This is a genomic window from Amycolatopsis sp. NPDC001319 (assembly GCF_042896185.1).
Taxonomy (GTDB): Bacteria; Actinomycetota; Actinomycetes; order Mycobacteriales; family Pseudonocardiaceae; genus Amycolatopsis.
Genome location: NZ_JBIAWY010000004.1, coordinates 816312 through 832710 on the forward strand (window position 1 = coordinate 816312; position 16399 = coordinate 832710).

Here is a 16399-nt window from a genome sequence, read left to right on the forward strand (position 1 = left end):
GGAGGACCGGCTGAGACCGATCCGGCGCGCGGTGAGAACAGTGGTCGTCTCTCGGGTCAGTACTCGTTCTTGATCACGAAGTAAGACCCGCGGATCGTCCCCGCCAGTTTGGACTTCTGGCGCGCGAACTTGAACGCCGAGAGCTCCTCCGGAATCTCCATCCCGTCGGACAGCTTGAATCCGACGGCCCGCTTGCCGGACTCGTCGATCGTGTACATGACGTTGATCGACAGCCCGTTCTCGTAGAAGACGTAGGCCATCCGGATGTTCTCGACCTGGAACTCGGACGCTTCCAGCGGCGGGGAGGCGATGACGATGCCGCGTTCCTCCGAAAGGATCCGGTGGACCCACTCGACGGTCGCCGCGGCGTCGGCGGCGGGCTCGACGGTGAAGACGTGGTCGTACTTGTTCTTGAAGTACCGGGCCTCGTTCGCACGCAGGCCGGCGAGGGCGGCGGCGACCGGCGAGGACGCCAGGCCGTCGGTGGAGACGGTGGTGAAGTCGACGGTGTAGGGCATGGGTACCTCCGGGTCCGGCGTCGGACCCCGAGCCTAGGCGCAGGGGCGCCCGAGCGCGCTCCTGCGGCCCGCCCCGAACGAGGGGCGGGCCGCAGGAAAACGGTCAGCGAAGCCCGAAAGCCCGCACGATCGTCTGCGTGACGGAGTTGCCCGCGGAATCCGAACCGGTCACCCGCAGCGAGGCGAACCGCGCCTTCTTCGGGGCGTCCAGCCGGTAACCGCCTCGGTGGTCGTCGGAGAGGTGGGTCCAGGTGGTGCCGTCGTCGTAGGAGACCTCCACGCGGGGTGCGCGGACGGTGCCGCCGCCCGCGATAGAGACCGGGGTCAGGCCCACGGACACCGGGGCGCGCTGCTCGACGGTGACGCCGAGCTTCGAGTTGCGGGCCACGGGTCCGGTGGCGTCGAGGTCGTAGCGGATCTGCAGCAGTGGCAACAGGTCCTGTTCACCGGAGACCTTCGGGGCGGCCGAGGTGAACGTCCACGCCGTCGTGGTCGAGGACGAGTAGGGGCTCAGCGCCGCGTCGCGCTGGTTCGCCACGACGAGGCGGTACTGCCGCGGCCCGGAGCTGGGTGCGGTGGGATACATGATGAGCCCGTTGTCGGATTCGCCCAGCTTCGTGTCGCCCTGGAACAGCGTCACGGTCTGGCTCGAGTGCTGTGCGTCGGAGATCGCGCCGACGTGGTCGGCGTTGCCGTAGCCCGGCACGTCGATCCGCATCTGGTCGCCGGTGCGCGTCGGGCCGAGGTAGTTGTTGTTCAGGTACGGCCGCTGGATCGGGGTGAACCAGTCGTCGTCGGTCACGGTGCCGGGCCGGTACGTCCGCGCGACGCCCCACTCACCCAGCACGCCGTCGGTCACCTCGTGGCCCCAGCGGTTCGCGCCGTCGGTGGTGACCCAGTCGGTGCGGTGGCCGCTGGCGGCCATCGCGACGTAGGTCCCGATGCCCCACTCGGAGTACGACGGGAAGTCGTACCGCCACTCCTCACCGCCGCCGCTGGGGACGGCACCCGCGAACGTCTCGTCGACGCGCGCGAGGTTCTTGCCCGTCGCGTGGACGACCATGTCCTTGGGCAGGTCGTTGTCCCACGTGTGCATGAGGTCGTAGAGGTACGCCGGCGCCGGGTGCGACTCCGTCCGCAGCGTCGCGTTGCGCTGCTTCGCCTGCGCGATCAGCTTGGTGCCCTCGTCGAGGCTGAGGAGCCCGACGTCGACGGGGCTCGGGTGCAGCGAGTCCGTGCCGAAGAACAGGCTCTGGCGCCCGGGCCGGTCGTTGGCCACCAGCAGCAGCTTGGCCCCGGCGTCGGCCGCGGCCTGGGCCAGCCCGGCCGGGTTCGCCGACGCGGTACGCCGGATGACCACCGCCTTGCCCCGTGCGTTGAGGCCCGCGTAGTCCGACGGCGCACCGTTGCCCGCCCAGACGAGCGGCAGGTTCCGGGTTCCGTCGGGCAACGGGGTGACGCCCGCCTGCCGCAGGACGTCGGTGTAGTCGGTGCCCCGGGCGGAAACCGTGAGCGCCGGCTGTTCCTTGCGCCACCGCGCACCGACGACGAAGTCGCCGTGTGTCACCTTGCCCTGCGGCTGGATCCACAGGCTGTCGACGCCCGCGTCGGCGAGGCCGAAGTCGTGCCAGCGGCCGTCCTGGTTGAGCATCCGTGAGTACTCGAGCCGCAGGTAGCTGGGGACGCCGGGCTGCGGGGTGGTCTCGTCGACCAGCCGGACGTGGCCGGCGTCGAGGGTGATCGTGCGGTCCCCATCGAACGTGAAGTCGGGATCGCCGAGCAGCGCCACGCCCTGGGAGTTCGGCCCGTGGACACCCGGCACGGTCAGGAAACCGAGCGCCGAGTACTGGTCGTCGGGCGTGTAGAAGCTGACGCTGCCGTCGACCGGCACCGGGATCGGGTTCGGGTCGCCCGCGCGGAGCACGATGACGAAGGCCGACGCGGGTTGTCCGGCGGAGTCCTTCACGTTGATGGTCAGCAGGTGCGTCAGCGCGCCGAGCGAGACGGCGGTGTGCGCGGCGGCGGCGCCGTCGGGACCGGTGGCCAGGATCTGGCCGGTGAAGCCGTCGGACCCGGTGGGCGCGGCGTGCGGGTCGATGGTCACGGTGACCGCGGCGGTGCCGTGCGCGGGCACGGTGACGTGGTCGGCCGACAGCGTGAACAGGCCCTTCGGCACGCCGGGCGCGGCGACCGACAGGGCGAGGTTCACCGGCGTGGCACCGAAATTCGTGTACGTCACCGGGCGGCTGACCGCGTCCGAGCCGTTCTGCCCGGCGTACGCGGTGGCGGAGGCGAAGATCCCGGCGCGGGCGGCGGCCGCGACGTCCACGCGGCCGCTGCCGGCCTGGAACGCGGTGTAGTCGGGCGTCTGCTTCGAGGTGCTGGTCAGCAGGTCCTTCAGCTGGGCGCCGGTGAGCTCGGGGTGCTCCGCGGCGAGCAGCGCGGCGGCGCCGACCACGTGCGGCGTGGACATCGACGTGCCGCTGAGCGTTTGGTAGAAGCCCTCGCCTTCGGCCGCGTACTGCGACCGCGCGGCGAGGATGTCGACGCCGGGGGCGGTGATCTCCGGCTTGAGCGCGCCGTCGCCGACGCGGGGGCCCTGGCTCGAGAAGTCGGCGAGGTGGTCGGTGCTGTCCACGGCGCCCACGGTCAGCGCCGCGTCGGCGGCGCCGGGCGAGCTGACGGTGCCGGCGCCGGAGGTGTTGCCCGCGGCGATCACGAACAGCGCGCCGGTCTGCGCGCTGAGCCGGTCCACCGCCTGGGACATCGGGTCTGTGCCGTCGGAGGGCTCCTGCGTGCCCAGGCTCATGTTGATGATCTTGGCGTGCTCGTCGACGGCCGCCCATTCCATGCCGGCGAGGATCTCGGAGTCGCTGCCGGAGCCGGAGTTCGCGAGCACCTTGCCGATGTGCAGCCGAGCGCCCGGGGCGACACCCTTTTCGGTGCCGCCGGACGCGGCGCCCGTGCCGGCGATCGTGGAGGCGACGTGGGTGCCGTGGCCGTGGAGGTCCTTGACGTCCTCGCCGGGAACGAAGCTGCGCGTGTCGACGATGCGTCCGGCCAGGTCGGGGTGGCCCTCGTCCACGCCGGTGTCGAGCACCGCGACGTCGACGCCCTGGCCGGTGTCGCCACCGGTCCAGACCTCGGGCGCGCCGATCTGCGCGGTCGACTCGGCCAGGTCGGCGTAGACCTTGCCGTCGAGCCAGATCTGCTTGATGCCGCCGGCGAACGCCGGTGCGGCCGCGAAGGACGACGCCCCTGCTGTCACCGCGGTCCAGAAGTCCCGCGCCTGCGCGTGGTTCTCGGTGACGGCGGCGCCGTCGACGCTCGCCAGCGGCCGCACCAGGGCCGAGCCGCGGGGCGCGGTGTTCGCGCGGAATCCCGGGGAAGCGTTGGTGTACGAGACGATCAGGGGCAGGTCGGCGCGGTGGGCGTCGTCGTAGCCGGCGGCGATCAGGTCCGTGACGTCGAAGAGGCGCCGGTCGAGGATTCCCTTGGCGAGGTAGGACATCGCCGAGGACGGGTAGACGTACACGTCGCCCGCCGACTCGAGGATCCGCGCGTCGGAGGGGCCGCCGTCCGGGCCCTTGACCGAGATCGTCCCCCCGCTGTCACCGGCGTCGCCGGTCGTGTTCACCGTGACGACATCACCGGTGACCAGGGTGACGGTGTGGGTTGACGGGGCCGTGGGCCCCGACGATCTGCCGGCGGCGGCCGAGGCCGGGCCGGCGACCAGGATCGTGCTGAGCGACGACGCGAGGCACGCGGCCGCCGCGACGGCCCGACGCTTGCGTGAAGTTCTCAACGAGGGGATTCCTTTCTGCGCAGGGGCAGACCGGCGAGCGCACTTGCCACACCGGAACGGCCGAACAGTGCCAGCCGCCGGAACCCGTCACAAGATCCCTGCGTGGCTGCTCACTGCCACCTGGCACAATCTCGACAACTCGGGTAGGACATTCGCATGGAGCTCGGGGTCCTGGGGTTGTCCGCCGACGAGGAACGGGTCTATGAAGCGCTCGTCGCCCTGCCCGGGTCGACGGTCGCCGCGCTCGCCGACCATCTGTCGGGCCCGGCCGGCCCGTTGCAGCGGACGCTCGACGCCCTCGTCGACAAGCACCTGGTGGCCGCGAGCGGCAACCCGGCGCGGTACCTGGCCGCTCCGCCGGACATCGCGATCAACCAGCTCGTGCAGCAGCGGGAACGCGAACTGAGCGCGGCGCGCGCGAAGGTGCACTCGCTGTCGGAGATCCACCGCAGCGCGCACCGGACGAGCCCCGAGCTCGTGATCGAGCAGCTCACCGACCGCGAAACGATCGCCGCGGCCGTCGCGCACCTGGAATCCGAGGCGCTGCACCAGGTCCGCGTGTTCGACACGCCGCCCTACTACGAGCCGCCCGGCGGCGAGGGCGCCGCCCGCAACACCCAGGCGCAGATCGCCCGCCACCAGAACGACGGCGTCGCGCACCGCGTGATCTACAGCCTCGACGCGGTGGCCTGGCCCCAGAAACTGGAGACCGACATCCTGCCCGCCGTCCGCGGCGGCGAAGAAGCCCGGACCCGCCGCACCCTCCCCATCAAACTCATCATCCGCGACGACCAGGACGCCCTCATCCCGTTCGACCTCAGCCACAGCGGCCTGCAGGTCGCCTACCTCGTCCGCCGCTCCCCCCTCCTCACGGCGCTGGAGGCCCTCTTCGAGGGTGAGTGGGCCCAGGCCGCGCCGCTCGACGCGTCCGCCGTGACACCGGGCCCGTTCGGCGGCGGTCCCCGCCCGGACGACGAAACGCGCGCCCTGCTCACGATGATGATGGCGGGCTTGACCGACACGGCCATCGCCCGCGTGAACGGCTGGAGCACCCGCACGACCTACCGCCGGCTCCAACGCCTGATGACCGAGCTGGGCGCGTCGACCCGCTTTCAGGCCGGCAGCCTGGCCGAACGCCGCGGCTGGTTGTGAACGTCCTGTCTTGATCAACGGGCCAGGGCGAGCAGTGCCTCGATCTCCGGCTCCGGACCGCCTCGGGTGAGGCGCGCGATGGCTGCCATCGGTGCGATCACCTGGCTCCAGGCGTACAGCCGGTTTTCGTCGAGCCCGCACGCGGCCGCGACCTGGCGGCAACGGACCGTGACACCCTCGTGCCCGGCACCGGCCACCACGTAGTCGACGGCATCGAAGCACGGATCGCCGACGCACGCCTTCGGGTCGATCGCGACCAGTCCCCGCGACGGGCCGCCGTCGAGGACGTTGCCGAGATGCAGGTCGCCGTGCACCAACACGAGCCTGGTCTGCGTGGCCAGCAGCGTCTCGCCGCGCCGAACCGCGCGCTGCCAGGTGTCCTGATCGATCCGCGCACCGACGGCCGAGTCGGACCGCTTCCGGCCGATCCGGGCGAAGGCCTCGTCACACCGGCCACGCAGGTCCCACGGCCAGTCCGCGGGCGGGGCCACGGCGTGCAGCGCGGCAAGCAATTCGCCCCACCGCTGCGGCATCGCTTGCCGAGGCAGGCTTTCGGCCTCGGTGCCGGGCACGACCTCCTCCATGACCATCGCCCCGGCTTCGCCGTCTGCGGCCAAGACGACCGGCACCCGACCCGATGGCGCGAACACGCGCAGCATCCGCACCTGTTTGGTCAGCAGCGCCCGATCCGGGCTGAGCTTGAGAACCGCCGGCCTCCCGTCGGGCCATCGGCAGCGCATGACCACCGACGAGGCGCCGCTCGCGAAAAACTCTCCGAGCGCGAGGCCCCACCGGGAGGACAGCCGCGCGGCGACGGCCGGAACCTCAGCGAGCCAATCCGCGGCCGCGGGACCGAACCGCTCCGCCAAGCGGGCACCGACGTCAGCCATGTCCACTCCGGAAGTCTCCACCCTGACGGCCGGCTTCACCCTCGCTTCCGGGCTGGGCACCTGACACAGTGGACCGATGCTGAATCAGGTGGCCGACGGCGTCTGGGTGCGGCAGAGCGAGTGGGTCTGGAGCAACGCGACGGTCGTGCGCGGGGACGGCGGGCTGGTCCTCGTCGACCCCGGCATCAGCGGCGCCGAGCTGGACGAGCTCGCCGACGACGTGGCGCGGCTCGGGATTCCGGTCGTTGCCGGCTTCGCGACCCACCCGCACTGGGACCACCTGCTCTGGCACTCCCGTTTCGGCGACGTGCCGCGCTACGCCACGGCCGCCTGCGCCGAGGTCGCGAGCGGTGCCCGCGAGCGCGCGCAGGCGATGGCGGCGGAGAGCACGTCGGGCGTCCCGCTCGACCTGGTCGCGCTGGTCACCGCGCTGCCCGCGGACGGCGGCCCGCTGCCGGGCGCCCTCGTCGAGCACGACGCGCACGCCCCCGGCCACGCCGCGGTTCTCCTCGCGGACCGCGGCGTCCTCCTCGCCGGCGACATGCTGTCCGACGTCCTGATCCCCCTGCTGGACCCCCGCCGCCCCGGCCAGCCGGCCGCCTACGCGGCGGCCCTCGACCGGCTCGACGAGGCGGCTCGCCACGTCGACGTCGTGGTGCCCGGCCACGGAGCCGTCGCTTCGGGGCCTGAGGTGGCGGCCCGCTTTGCCGCCGACCGTGCGTATCTCGAGGCTCTGCGGCGAGGCGAGGAGCCGGTGGACGTGCGGCTCGAACAGGACTGGCTCGCGCGCGCGCACCAGGCGAACCTGGAGCGATCCGCGGCCGGTTGACCCTGCCTTCAGGCCGGCAACGTTCGACGTAAGAACTCCACCGTCAGCTCCCGCACGGACAGTGGCTGAACATCGGATGCGAGCCCACCGCTGTCTCGATCACGGCGACATCCGGACGCCACCGAGCTTTGTTCACCTGGCGCGACGGAATCCGACCGCCGCGGCCGTCGGTGTCCAAGCGCGAATTCCGTTTCCCTCAAGGAATTTCAGGACTTGATCGACGAGAGCACGCGGACACTAGAAGCGGTCGAGGCGGCAGCCCGCCAGCGCAGGCTCGACTGTTGCGTCGACCAGCTCCTGCGCGACCAGGCGGCCCACGGCCGCGGCGAGCGTGACCGCCGAGTGCATCACCGCCAGGTAGAGGCCGGGCACTTCGGGGACCGGGCCAATGATCGGCTCGCCGTCGGCCGGCATGGGGCGCACGCCGACGCGTGCGCTGAGCAGCTCGACGTCCGCGGCGCCGCGGAAGGTGGAGCGGACGGCGGCGAGCGTCCGCTCGGGCGAGTCCGCGGCGGCGTGGAGCCGATCCGTGGCGACCTGCCGGAGATCGAAGTCCCCGTTGTGGACCACGGTGCGGACCAGCCCGGCCGGGGCGCGGAGCCGGAAGAGCGTCGCCGGCGACGGTTCGACCGGGACGCGAATGCCGAGCGGCGCGGCCAGCGCGGCCGTCGCCACTCCGGCCGCGAGCACCACGGTCGCGCCGGCGAGGGGTCCCGCGGCCGTCTCGACCCCGGCAACCCGCCCCGCGGTGTCCCGGCGGACGGCGATGGCCGGGGTGTCCGGATGAACCCGGGCACCGTGGTCGCGGGCGCCCGCGACCAGCCGCTCGGTCACGCCCACCGGGTCGGCGGCGCCGTCACCGGGCGCCCAGACGGCCCACTCCGGGGGCCGGCGCAGGGTGGGCTCGAGTGTCGCCACCGTCTCGGCGTCCACGATCTCCTGCCCAGGCCCGGCCTCCGGCGCGGTGTCCGCCGCGCCCCAGGACAGTGAGCCGGACCAGGTCACGGGGAGTCCCGGCAGCTCGGCCCCGAGCCGGCGGTACTCCGCCGCCGCGGTCACCCGCAGCCCGGCGGCCGGACCGGTGCGCACCCCCGCCGCTCCGATCCAGGCGAACGATTCCGCCGTCACACCGGCGCCCACCCGCCCACCGTCGACCAGCGTCACGCCAGCACCGGCCCGCGCGGCGTGATACGCCACCGACGCGCCGACGATTCCGGCGCCGACGACCACCAGGTTCCTGCTTATCGGCGGGCTCCCCACGGCGATGATCTTACGGTCGGCGGGGGCTTCGCTCTGTTCAGAGGGCGAGTGGGGAAGTGTGGTCGGGCCGTGATCCTCCCGTCCCATCGCCACTCGAGGGTCGGCGGCGCCTCGGTCCAGCCGTCACGCGGTCGGAGGCGAGACCGGCAGAGTCCGCTGCAGGAACTCCACTGTCAGGTCCCACGCCCGAGCAGCCGCCTCCGGCCGGTAGAACATCGGCGCCACCCGGTTGGGAAGGCGTGCCCGGCGTCTTCCACAACGTGGATCTCCGCTCCCGGATGCCCGATGACCGCCGCTTCCACCACAGCGACATCCGAGCGCGGAATGAACGGATCCTGCCCACCGAGGCGGAGTGAGTTTTGTTTACATACTCGTGTCTCGCGCGAAGCGGGCGCCGCTCACGAGTGGGCCCATCGTCCCTGCTTTGGATGGGTGAACCACTCGGCAGCGCGCCGAGCCAGGTCCTCGACCGACGATCCGTTCGCTGGGACAAGCAGACCGTCGGGTCCTGCCAGGTCGATCAGGGCCTCCTCGGCTCTCACCCCGTCGTCCCAATTGAGGCAAGACGGGCTCCAGCCGCTGCGGAGTCCGCGGGCGTCGAAGTCCAGACGCAGAGTGTCGCGAATGACGTGTTCCTGGATGAGATCGAGGGACACCAGTAGCCACGGTGTGCCGTCGTCGTCCGCGTGCAGCCAGTAGTCCAGTCCTGGAGCCAATGCGTTGAGCGATGTTGTGAAGGCGAGCTCTTCGGCCGTCGGCCCATCCTCGCGCTGTCCACCCCAGTCAATGTGCTCGGCGGTCACCGGCTGACCCTACAGTCGTGATGCCACCCCTATGGCCACTACGTCTTGCTCGGGAACTCCACCGTCAGCGCCCACGTCTGCGCCGCCTCAGGTCGGTAGAACATGTGCGCCACCCGGTTGTGGAAGGTGTGTCCGGCGTCCTCCTGGACGTGGATTTCGGTGCCCGGGTGGGAAGCCACCGCTTCCTCGACAACGCGCACGTCCGAGCGCGGAATGAACTGGTCCTGGCCCCCGAGGCGGAATGTTTTTGTTTACAAATACGTGACGTGGGCGACTGGTGCGCATGGTTTCTGTCACCGCCCAGCGTGCCAACCGCGGGCTCGACACCGACAGCGCCCGATGACCACGAGGCGCGTCATCGATGCTGCGCGTCTGCATTCCCAGCTGGGTCGGGCGCACGTCGACGGGCAACTGCCCGCTCGGCGTCGTCGTGCTTGGCGACGGCCAGTAGTGATGAAGCAGGACTTGCCGGGACCGTTCGCACCCCGATCTGACAGCGAGAAGCCCCGACCTTGCGGCTCAGATCATCTTCGGTGGTCCCGGGCCTTGTGGGCGTGTGGCAACGGGAGTTCGGCATGCAGGGTGGTGCCTGCGCCGGAGGCGCTGTGGATCACCAGTCGGCCGCCGAGTGCTTCGGCCCGGTCCTTGAGCCCGACGAGGCCGGTGCCGCGGGTGAGGTCGGCGCCGCCGCGGCCGTCATCGCGGACGCGGACGCGCAGGACGTCGCCGGTCTCCTGGTCGGTGGTGTCGATCGTGACGCCGACGGTGGTGGCGTGCGCGTGCTTGGCGGTGTTGGTCAGAGCTTCGGCGACCAGGTAGTAGGCGGCGATCTCGAATTGTTCGGGCAGCCGCTGCGGGATGGTCACATCCAGCTCGACCGGGACCGACGAGCGGCGGGACAGGGCTTTGAGCGCGGAGTGCAGCCCACCGTTGGCGAGGACGGCCGGGTGGATGCCGCGGGCGAGCTCGCGCAGTTCGTCGAGTGCGGTGATCGCTTCGGTGGCGAGATTGTCCAGCTGGGCTCGGAGGTCGGTGTCGTCGAGACGTGCTGATGCTTGTGCCGTGCGGGCGTGGAGAGCGAGGGAAACCAGCCGTTGTTGCGCGCCGTCGTGAAGATCGCGCTCGATGCGGCGGCGGGTCTGGTCGGCGGTGGTGACGACGCGGGCGCGTGAGGTTGTCAGCTCGGCGTAGAGCTGCGCGTTGTCCAGCGAGACGGCCAGTTGCCCGGCGATGAGGCTGACCGCGTCGAGCCGCTCGGCGGTGAACGCGGCGCGGATCAGCCGGTTCTCCAGCAGCAACACCGCCCGCAGGCTGCCGCGGCTGAGGATGGGCACGGCCAGGAGGGCGCAGCGGTCGAAGTCGGAGAAGTAGGGGTCACGGGCGAAGCGGTCGTCCTCGGTGGCGTCGGCGACCAGCACCGATTCGCCGAGGCGTTGGACATAGCGGAGCACAGACAGCGGGACCATGGTTTCCCCGGCGGCGCTCGGGGCGGTGCGTCCGATCTGAGTGGTGTCTTGGCTCTCGGTGGTGCCGGTCTCGCTGTCGGGAGCGGGGAGCAGCCAGTCGTCGCGTTCGGGGTTCCACAGCAGCAGCTGCACACCGGTGGCGCCGGTCAGCGCGCTGAGGACCTCGATGACGCGAGTTCGCAGGCGTTCGATGCTGGTCTCGGAGCTCAGGGCCTGGGAGGCGGCCAGGATGCCCAGCAGGTCCAGGGTGCCGGTGGTGACCGGGCCGGTTTGCTGCGCCAGATGAGCGGGCGGATCTCCGCTCGGCCCAGTGGTCACGTCGGAGTGTGGCCGCAGTCTGGGGTAGGCCCAGTCGAGTTGGTCGACCTTCGCGCTCGCGCCCCAGGCGGCATAGGTCTGGCGGGCCTGGGCGAGCAGCTCACCGCCGACGCGGTCCAGGCCGCGGGCCAGGTAGAAGCGGGCTGCGCGTTCGGTGATCAACGCCCGGTGCCAGGGCCGCGCACGGCCGGCGACCTCGCGGCGAGCGGCGTCGAACGCCAGCTCGGCGGCCCGGGCATCCCCCACCACCCACGCCCGCTCGGCCTCCAGCCACCGCTGCAGATGCAGGAAGTTGTCCGGCGCGGCTGCGGCACGTGCAGCCAGCCACCGCGTCGTCTCGTCCAGCTCGGCCAGCAGAGCGGCGCGCTCGTCACCGGCCGTGTTGCGGGCTTGCCCGGCCAGGGCCAACCCACGCAGCAGGCGGGCCACGGCGGTCGTGTAGTGGCCCAGGATGGCCGGCAGTAGCGGCATCGCCGCCGCGGTGTGCTGTGCCAGGCCGGATGGATCGCCGAAGACGGCGGTGGCGAGCGCCCGGCTGAGATGCGCGTACAAAAGCGCCATCGGATTGTCGGCGTACCTGTCGGTGGGATCCGCCGTACCGATCGCGTCCGAGCTTCCGCCACGCAGCACACCGGCCAGCCATCGGTGACCGTCGAGCACCTGGCCGATCTGTTCGTTGCCGGTGCGCCGGGCAAAGGCGACGCCCGCCTCCAGCTGCTCGACGAGGTGGTCGAGGGTTGGCGGGCAGTCGAGCAAGAAGTACTCGATCGAGTGATAGGTGTAGCCGGTGTACGCCAGGTCGCCACCTGCGATCAGTCCCTCGCGGGCACGCAGCATGGCGTGGAGACCGTTTTCGAGGGGCTCGAACCAGCAACTGAGGATGGCGAAGTAGTAGTGCGCGTACGAGGTCTCGGGCTCGTAGCCGCGGGCTTCGCCCCATGCCCGGAGCCGCCGCAACGCCCGATATCCGGCGCTGTCGCCGCGCTGCACCACGGTGTAGTACGAGGCGAAGCAGGCGGGGCAGACCAGGGTACGTCCGGGTCCGTGCTCGAGCCAGATCCGCAGGGCTTCCAGGGTCAGCCAGGCGAGCCTGGTGTGGTCGGCGAGGAAAGAGACCGGCGGCAGGGTCGCGTCGAGGAGGCGGGCGGCAGCGAGCAGCGTGGGGTCGGTGATCTCCGGCCGAACCAGATCCTCGGCGGTGTCGGTTTCCAGCCACCGGTACAGGTACTCGTACTGGTGGTCGAGATCGGCGGCGAGCTGGTCGGCGGCCGGGATGGTGATGCCGCACGCGCCCAGCGACTTCAGGCCCAGATCGATCGCCTCAGTGAAGCGTTTGCGGTGGGTCAGGCTGCGCACCTGCACCGCTGTCGCGTCGGCGCGTCGGATCGCGTCGGGACACAGCCGCGCGATCGTGTGGTACTCCGCGTCCGCCTCGTCCAGCCTCCCGAGGCTGTAGAGGGCGGCGTGGCGGCCGGTGCGCACCTGGATCAGGGTGGCCGTCTCCTCCGAGCCGATCAGCCGCAGCGCGGCGACCAGCAGCGCGTTCACCAGCGTGTACTCGCCGATCAACGCCGCTTGGTCGGCGGCGCGGCGCAGCAGCCCCACCACCTGCCGGCGCTCCGCCGCATCGACGACGGCGTCGATCACCGGCAGGTACTGCTCGGCCGCCACCGCGAACAGCTCCGGTACCCCGGCCAACCGTCGCGCGATCGCCAGCTGCAGGGCGCCGCGCCGAGGCGGGTCCAGCCCGCTCAGGATGACTTCACGGGTGCGGTCGTGGCGAAACCGCACGGCCTCCCGCAGTCCCGGCTCGACCACCAGGACGCCCTCGTCGAGGGCGGGCGCCAGCTGCTGGTCCACCACGCCCGCCTGCGCGGCGGTGGCGGTCTGCAGCAGACTCACCTCGGTTCGCCCGCCCAGGCACGCCATCGCCTCGACCAGCGCCCGCGAGGACGGCGGCAGCGCCGCGACCCGCGCCGCCAGCAGCCCGGCCACCTCGGACTGGCCCAGCCGAGCCCGCACCGCGGCGTCATCCCACCGCCACCCGGCGGCGGTCGCCGCGAGCACGCCCTCCCGCTGCAGCGCGTTGAGCAGCTCCACCGTCTCGTACAGGTTGCCGGACGTGCGCTCGCTGATCATCTCGGCCAGTCCCGCCACGGTCGCGCGATCCGCGCGCAGCATCTCCGCCACCATGGCGACCAGGCTCGGCACCGCCAGATTTTCCAACCCCAGCCAGCGCACGCCGGCCTGCTCGCGCCACCGCGACATCAGCGCGGTCAGCGGATGCGCCGCGTCCACCTCGACGTCACGGTAGGCGCCGACCAGCAACAGGCCTTCCACCGGTTCCTCCGACAGCACGAGATCGACGAAACCGAGCGGGGTGCGCCCGCCCCACTGCAAGTCATCGAGGAACACCACCACCGGCCGGTTCCGCGACGCGATCGCCCGCAGCCCCTGCACACCGGCTTGCTGCATGCGCGCCTGCGCGGTCAGCGGATCCCCCGCATACGGCGGCACCCCCAGCAGCACGGCGAACTCCGGCACCACCGCGCTCAACAGACCCGCGGCCGCCCCGACCGAATCGACGATCCGTTCACGAATCGCGGCGAGCACGTCCTCCGGCTCGGCCAGCAACAGCCGGCCCAACGCCCGGAACGCCTGATATCCCGCGTTGAACTCGATATCCCGCCGGTACTGGTCGAACTTGCCGGCCACGAACCAGCCGTCCCGGCCCGTCACCACCGACCGCAGCTGATCGACCAGCGCGGTCTTGCCCACTCCCGGCGCCCCGCCGACCAGCACACCCTGACACCGACCGGCCAGCGCCTCCTCGAACGCCACCTCCAGCGCTGCCACCTCGGCATCGCGTCCCACCAGCCGTGAGGGCGGCAGCAGCCGCTGCGGAACGTCGTGCTCGCCGATGCGTACCCGAGCCGCCGGATGCGCCTGGACGTCGCGGACCTGGTGCAGGTCGTGCGCCAGGCCCTCGGCGGATTGGTAGCGGTGGTCGGGTTCCTTTTCCAGCAGCCGCATCACGATCTCGGACAGCGGAGCGGGGATCGCCGGGTTCAGCTGGGCCGGCGGTACTGGCACCCGCGCCAGGTGATCGTGGGTCAGGCGCAGCGGGTCGCCGGAACCGAACGGCGGCCGGCCCGTGGCCAGCTCGTAAAGCGTCGCACCCAACGCATACAGGTCCGCGCGCTGGTCGACCGAACGGCCGGTGCGCCCGGTCTGCTCGGGGGCGAGGTAGGCGAGCGACCCGACGATCTCACTATGGTGGGTGAACTCGGGACGGATCTCGGCGACCGACGTCGCCAGCGCGAAGTCCACCAGGCACGGGTCCCCGCCCCGGGAGACGACGATGTTGGCCGGGGTGATGTCGCGGTGCAGCACTCCGCGGCGGTGCATTCCCGCGACCGCGTGGGCCAGTTTGGCCGCCAGCCGGATCAGCTCATCGATGGCCGGCGGCTCGGCCGGCCCGGAAAGAGTGGTGTCACCGGCGTCCACCAGCACGATCGATCCCGGGTACCGCGGCGCATCCAGCAGCTGCGCGACGCCCTCGACACCGCGCAGCCGCTCCAGGATCGCCACCTCGTGCCGCAGCCGCCGCCGCGCATCCGGCCCCAGCGGCTCCTTGCGAACGACAGCACCGCCCTCCGGCGGGGACACTCGGGTCACCCGAGCGCGCGTGCTCTGGTGCAGCAGGACCGCGTCGGGCGGATCGCGGCCCGGTAGGGCCCCGCCTGTGCCCATCCCCAGTGTCTACGCTTTACCACCTGCTTGCACAAGTTCCTGCCCATCGCGGCACGTCCCTCGGGACAAGTGCCGAGCTGGTGACGGATCGCTCGATCACGCCGTTGGTTTGCGGTGCGCCAACGCGGGCGCGGACGTGCCGCGGCAGCGGGTCAGGTCCGGCGAACGCGGTCTTGAACACCTCGCCCCGGAAGCACGGCCCGTTGTCGGAGACCACCGCGATCGGCACCGCCGCTTTACCGATCACCTCGTCGGCTGATCCGGTGACCTCGACGTGGTCACAATCGGTTCGCAGATCCGCCAGATCCCGCCTCTGGTCGTCTCGAATCCGCCGAAATCGGTTTGCCACAACCGGTTCCGTCGCGTGGGTGGATCACGGAACACCTGGCGATGGAACGTCGCCGACGACTTGCGGTCGGCCCGAAAACCACACGGCAGCAGCAAACCACGGCGCCACGCGGTGAGTCACCGGCCCGTGACCGGGCGAGTTTGCGCCGGTAGGTGCGTTCGGGGATACCGGCCAACGGGGCGAACCCTGAAACCGGCGCGCCCGTTGCCGTCTTCCCGGCTCCTGCTCGCGCTCGACGCCGCGGGCATGTGGAACTTCGCCAGGCCCACGTCCGCACGAGCATCAGCAGCGCGACGGTGACCACCAGGTAGTTCAACTCGAGCGTTTTCGCCGGCCGAGCCTGGCGGTCGTCAGCTCGGTTGCGTCCAGGTTTTCACGGTGTCGGTCACCCAGGCGCGGACCGAGTCCGCGTAGTGCTCGGCGCGGAATGTGCCGTCCCCGGCAACGTCGACGATGGTGGTGTCGAAGGTCGAGGGCGGGTCGATGTCGGGGATCGGTGGGGCGTCCGGGAAGTCGCTGACGCGGGGCGTTCTTCCCCCGCCTCGGTGGGAGTTGAGCCGGCGGGCTCGTTGGGTCAGAGCAGCCAGCCCAGCCGGCCCGTCCTGGAGGTAGACGTGCAGCATTCCCCAGTACACCGGCCGAGCCGAGGCGGGCTGGCGGGACGGATGCTGAAGGAAGAAGCAGGCCACCGCGACGCCGTGCAGCGGGCCCCAGGGCGCCTGCCGGGAATGATCCAGCGCCAGCAACCTCTGGAACAGCGTGTCGCACGAGTGCGGAAGGACCGGGGCTCCGCATTCTGGACACTGGCGCATCACCGCACTATCCCAGCGGAATCGGCCTGCTGGACACCCCGTGGCCCAGGGCCGGCGGCGAACCGTCCAATCTGGCTGCTCCGAAGGCCGAGGTGGCCCGCCGGTGGGGCACGATCGACCTGCTCGACATCCTGAAGAACACCGACTTCCTCACCGAGTTCAGCGGCGAGTTCGCCTCGGTGGCCACCCGGGAGAACCTGCCCCGCGACGTGCTGCGCCGCCGGCTGCCGCTGGCCCTTTCCCGCTGGGGAACAACATTGGGCATCCGGTAGATGGCCGGAACCGGCGAACACGAAGAGGACGAAACCGCGCACACCGCGACCGTCAGGCCGAGCCGTGGGGGGGGGGGGGGGCCCCGGGGGGGGGGGGCCCCCGCGGGGGGGGGGGGGGGGGGGGCCCCGCGCCCCCCGGCCCCCCCGCCCCGCGGCGGCGCGGGGGGAGCAG

General features: G+C 71.6%; 10 protein-coding genes and 1 pseudogene. 3 read left to right on the forward strand and 8 right to left on the reverse strand.

Going from position 1 to position 16399, the window contains the following annotated elements; all coding sequences use genetic code 11:
- Window positions 1-56: 56 nt before the first annotated feature.
- Both ACFY1H_RS18715 and ACFY1H_RS18720 read right to left on the reverse strand, forming a co-directional pair.
- The gene (locus ACFY1H_RS18715) at window positions 57-518 is read right to left on the reverse strand and encodes a phage tail protein (protein ID WP_366582806.1); all 462 of its coding nucleotides are present in this window, start codon (window positions 516-518) and stop codon (window positions 57-59) included.
- Between the two features lie 103 nt (window positions 519-621).
- Window positions 622-4323, reverse strand: coding sequence for a S8 family serine peptidase (locus ACFY1H_RS18720; protein WP_386947771.1), 3702 nt, complete (start codon window positions 4321-4323; stop codon window positions 622-624).
- Window positions 4324-4479: 156 nt separating this feature from the next.
- Here ACFY1H_RS18720 and ACFY1H_RS18725 point away from each other — a divergent pair, with 156 nt between their 5' ends.
- Window positions 4480-5475 carry a helix-turn-helix domain-containing protein gene (locus ACFY1H_RS18725; protein WP_386947772.1) on the forward strand — a complete coding sequence of 332 codons (996 nt, stop codon included), beginning with the start codon at window positions 4480-4482 and terminating at the stop codon, window positions 5473-5475.
- Between the two features lie 14 nt (window positions 5476-5489).
- Here the strand turns inward: ACFY1H_RS18725 and ACFY1H_RS18730 are convergent, their stop codons facing one another.
- Complete coding sequence (locus ACFY1H_RS18730) at window positions 5490-6404, reverse strand: aminoglycoside phosphotransferase family protein (RefSeq protein ID WP_386947774.1); 915 nt, start codon at window positions 6402-6404, stop codon at window positions 5490-5492.
- 37 nt (window positions 6405-6441) lie between these two features.
- Between ACFY1H_RS18730 and ACFY1H_RS18735 the strand changes: the two genes are divergently transcribed.
- Complete coding sequence (locus tag ACFY1H_RS18735) at window positions 6442-7194, forward strand: MBL fold metallo-hydrolase (protein ID WP_386947776.1); 753 nt, start codon at window positions 6442-6444, stop codon at window positions 7192-7194.
- 237 nt (window positions 7195-7431) lie between these two features.
- On the opposite strand, the gene ACFY1H_RS18740 is transcribed toward ACFY1H_RS18735, so the two are convergent.
- The 5 genes and pseudogenes from ACFY1H_RS18740 to ACFY1H_RS18760 form a co-directional block, all read right to left on the reverse strand.
- Window positions 7432-8454 (reverse strand): NAD(P)/FAD-dependent oxidoreductase, encoded by a 1023-nt coding sequence (locus ACFY1H_RS18740; protein ID WP_386947778.1) that lies wholly within the window; start codon window positions 8452-8454, stop codon window positions 7432-7434.
- A gap of 398 nt (window positions 8455-8852) precedes the next feature.
- Window positions 8853-9257: a hypothetical protein gene (locus ACFY1H_RS18745; protein ID WP_386947779.1), complete on the reverse strand. Its 405-nt coding sequence runs from the start codon at window positions 9255-9257 to the stop codon at window positions 8853-8855.
- 38 nt (window positions 9258-9295) lie between these two features.
- Window positions 9296-9487: pseudogene (locus ACFY1H_RS18750) on the reverse strand (dienelactone hydrolase family protein); the annotation flags it as partial.
- A 294-nt stretch (window positions 9488-9781) separates the two neighbouring features.
- A complete protein-coding gene (locus ACFY1H_RS18755; RefSeq protein WP_386947781.1) occupies window positions 9782-14794 on the reverse strand; it encodes an AAA family ATPase in 5013 nt (1670 codons plus the stop codon).
- A 699-nt stretch (window positions 14795-15493) separates the two neighbouring features.
- Window positions 15494-15955 (reverse strand): DUF5946 family protein, encoded by a 462-nt coding sequence (locus ACFY1H_RS18760; RefSeq protein WP_386947943.1) that lies wholly within the window; start codon window positions 15953-15955, stop codon window positions 15494-15496.
- 92 nt (window positions 15956-16047) lie between these two features.
- On the opposite strand from ACFY1H_RS18760, the gene ACFY1H_RS18765 reads away from it, so the two are divergent.
- Window positions 16048-16227: a hypothetical protein gene (locus tag ACFY1H_RS18765; protein WP_386947782.1), complete on the forward strand. Its 180-nt coding sequence runs from the start codon at window positions 16048-16050 to the stop codon at window positions 16225-16227.
- The last annotated feature ends 172 nt before the right edge of the window (window positions 16228-16399 follow it).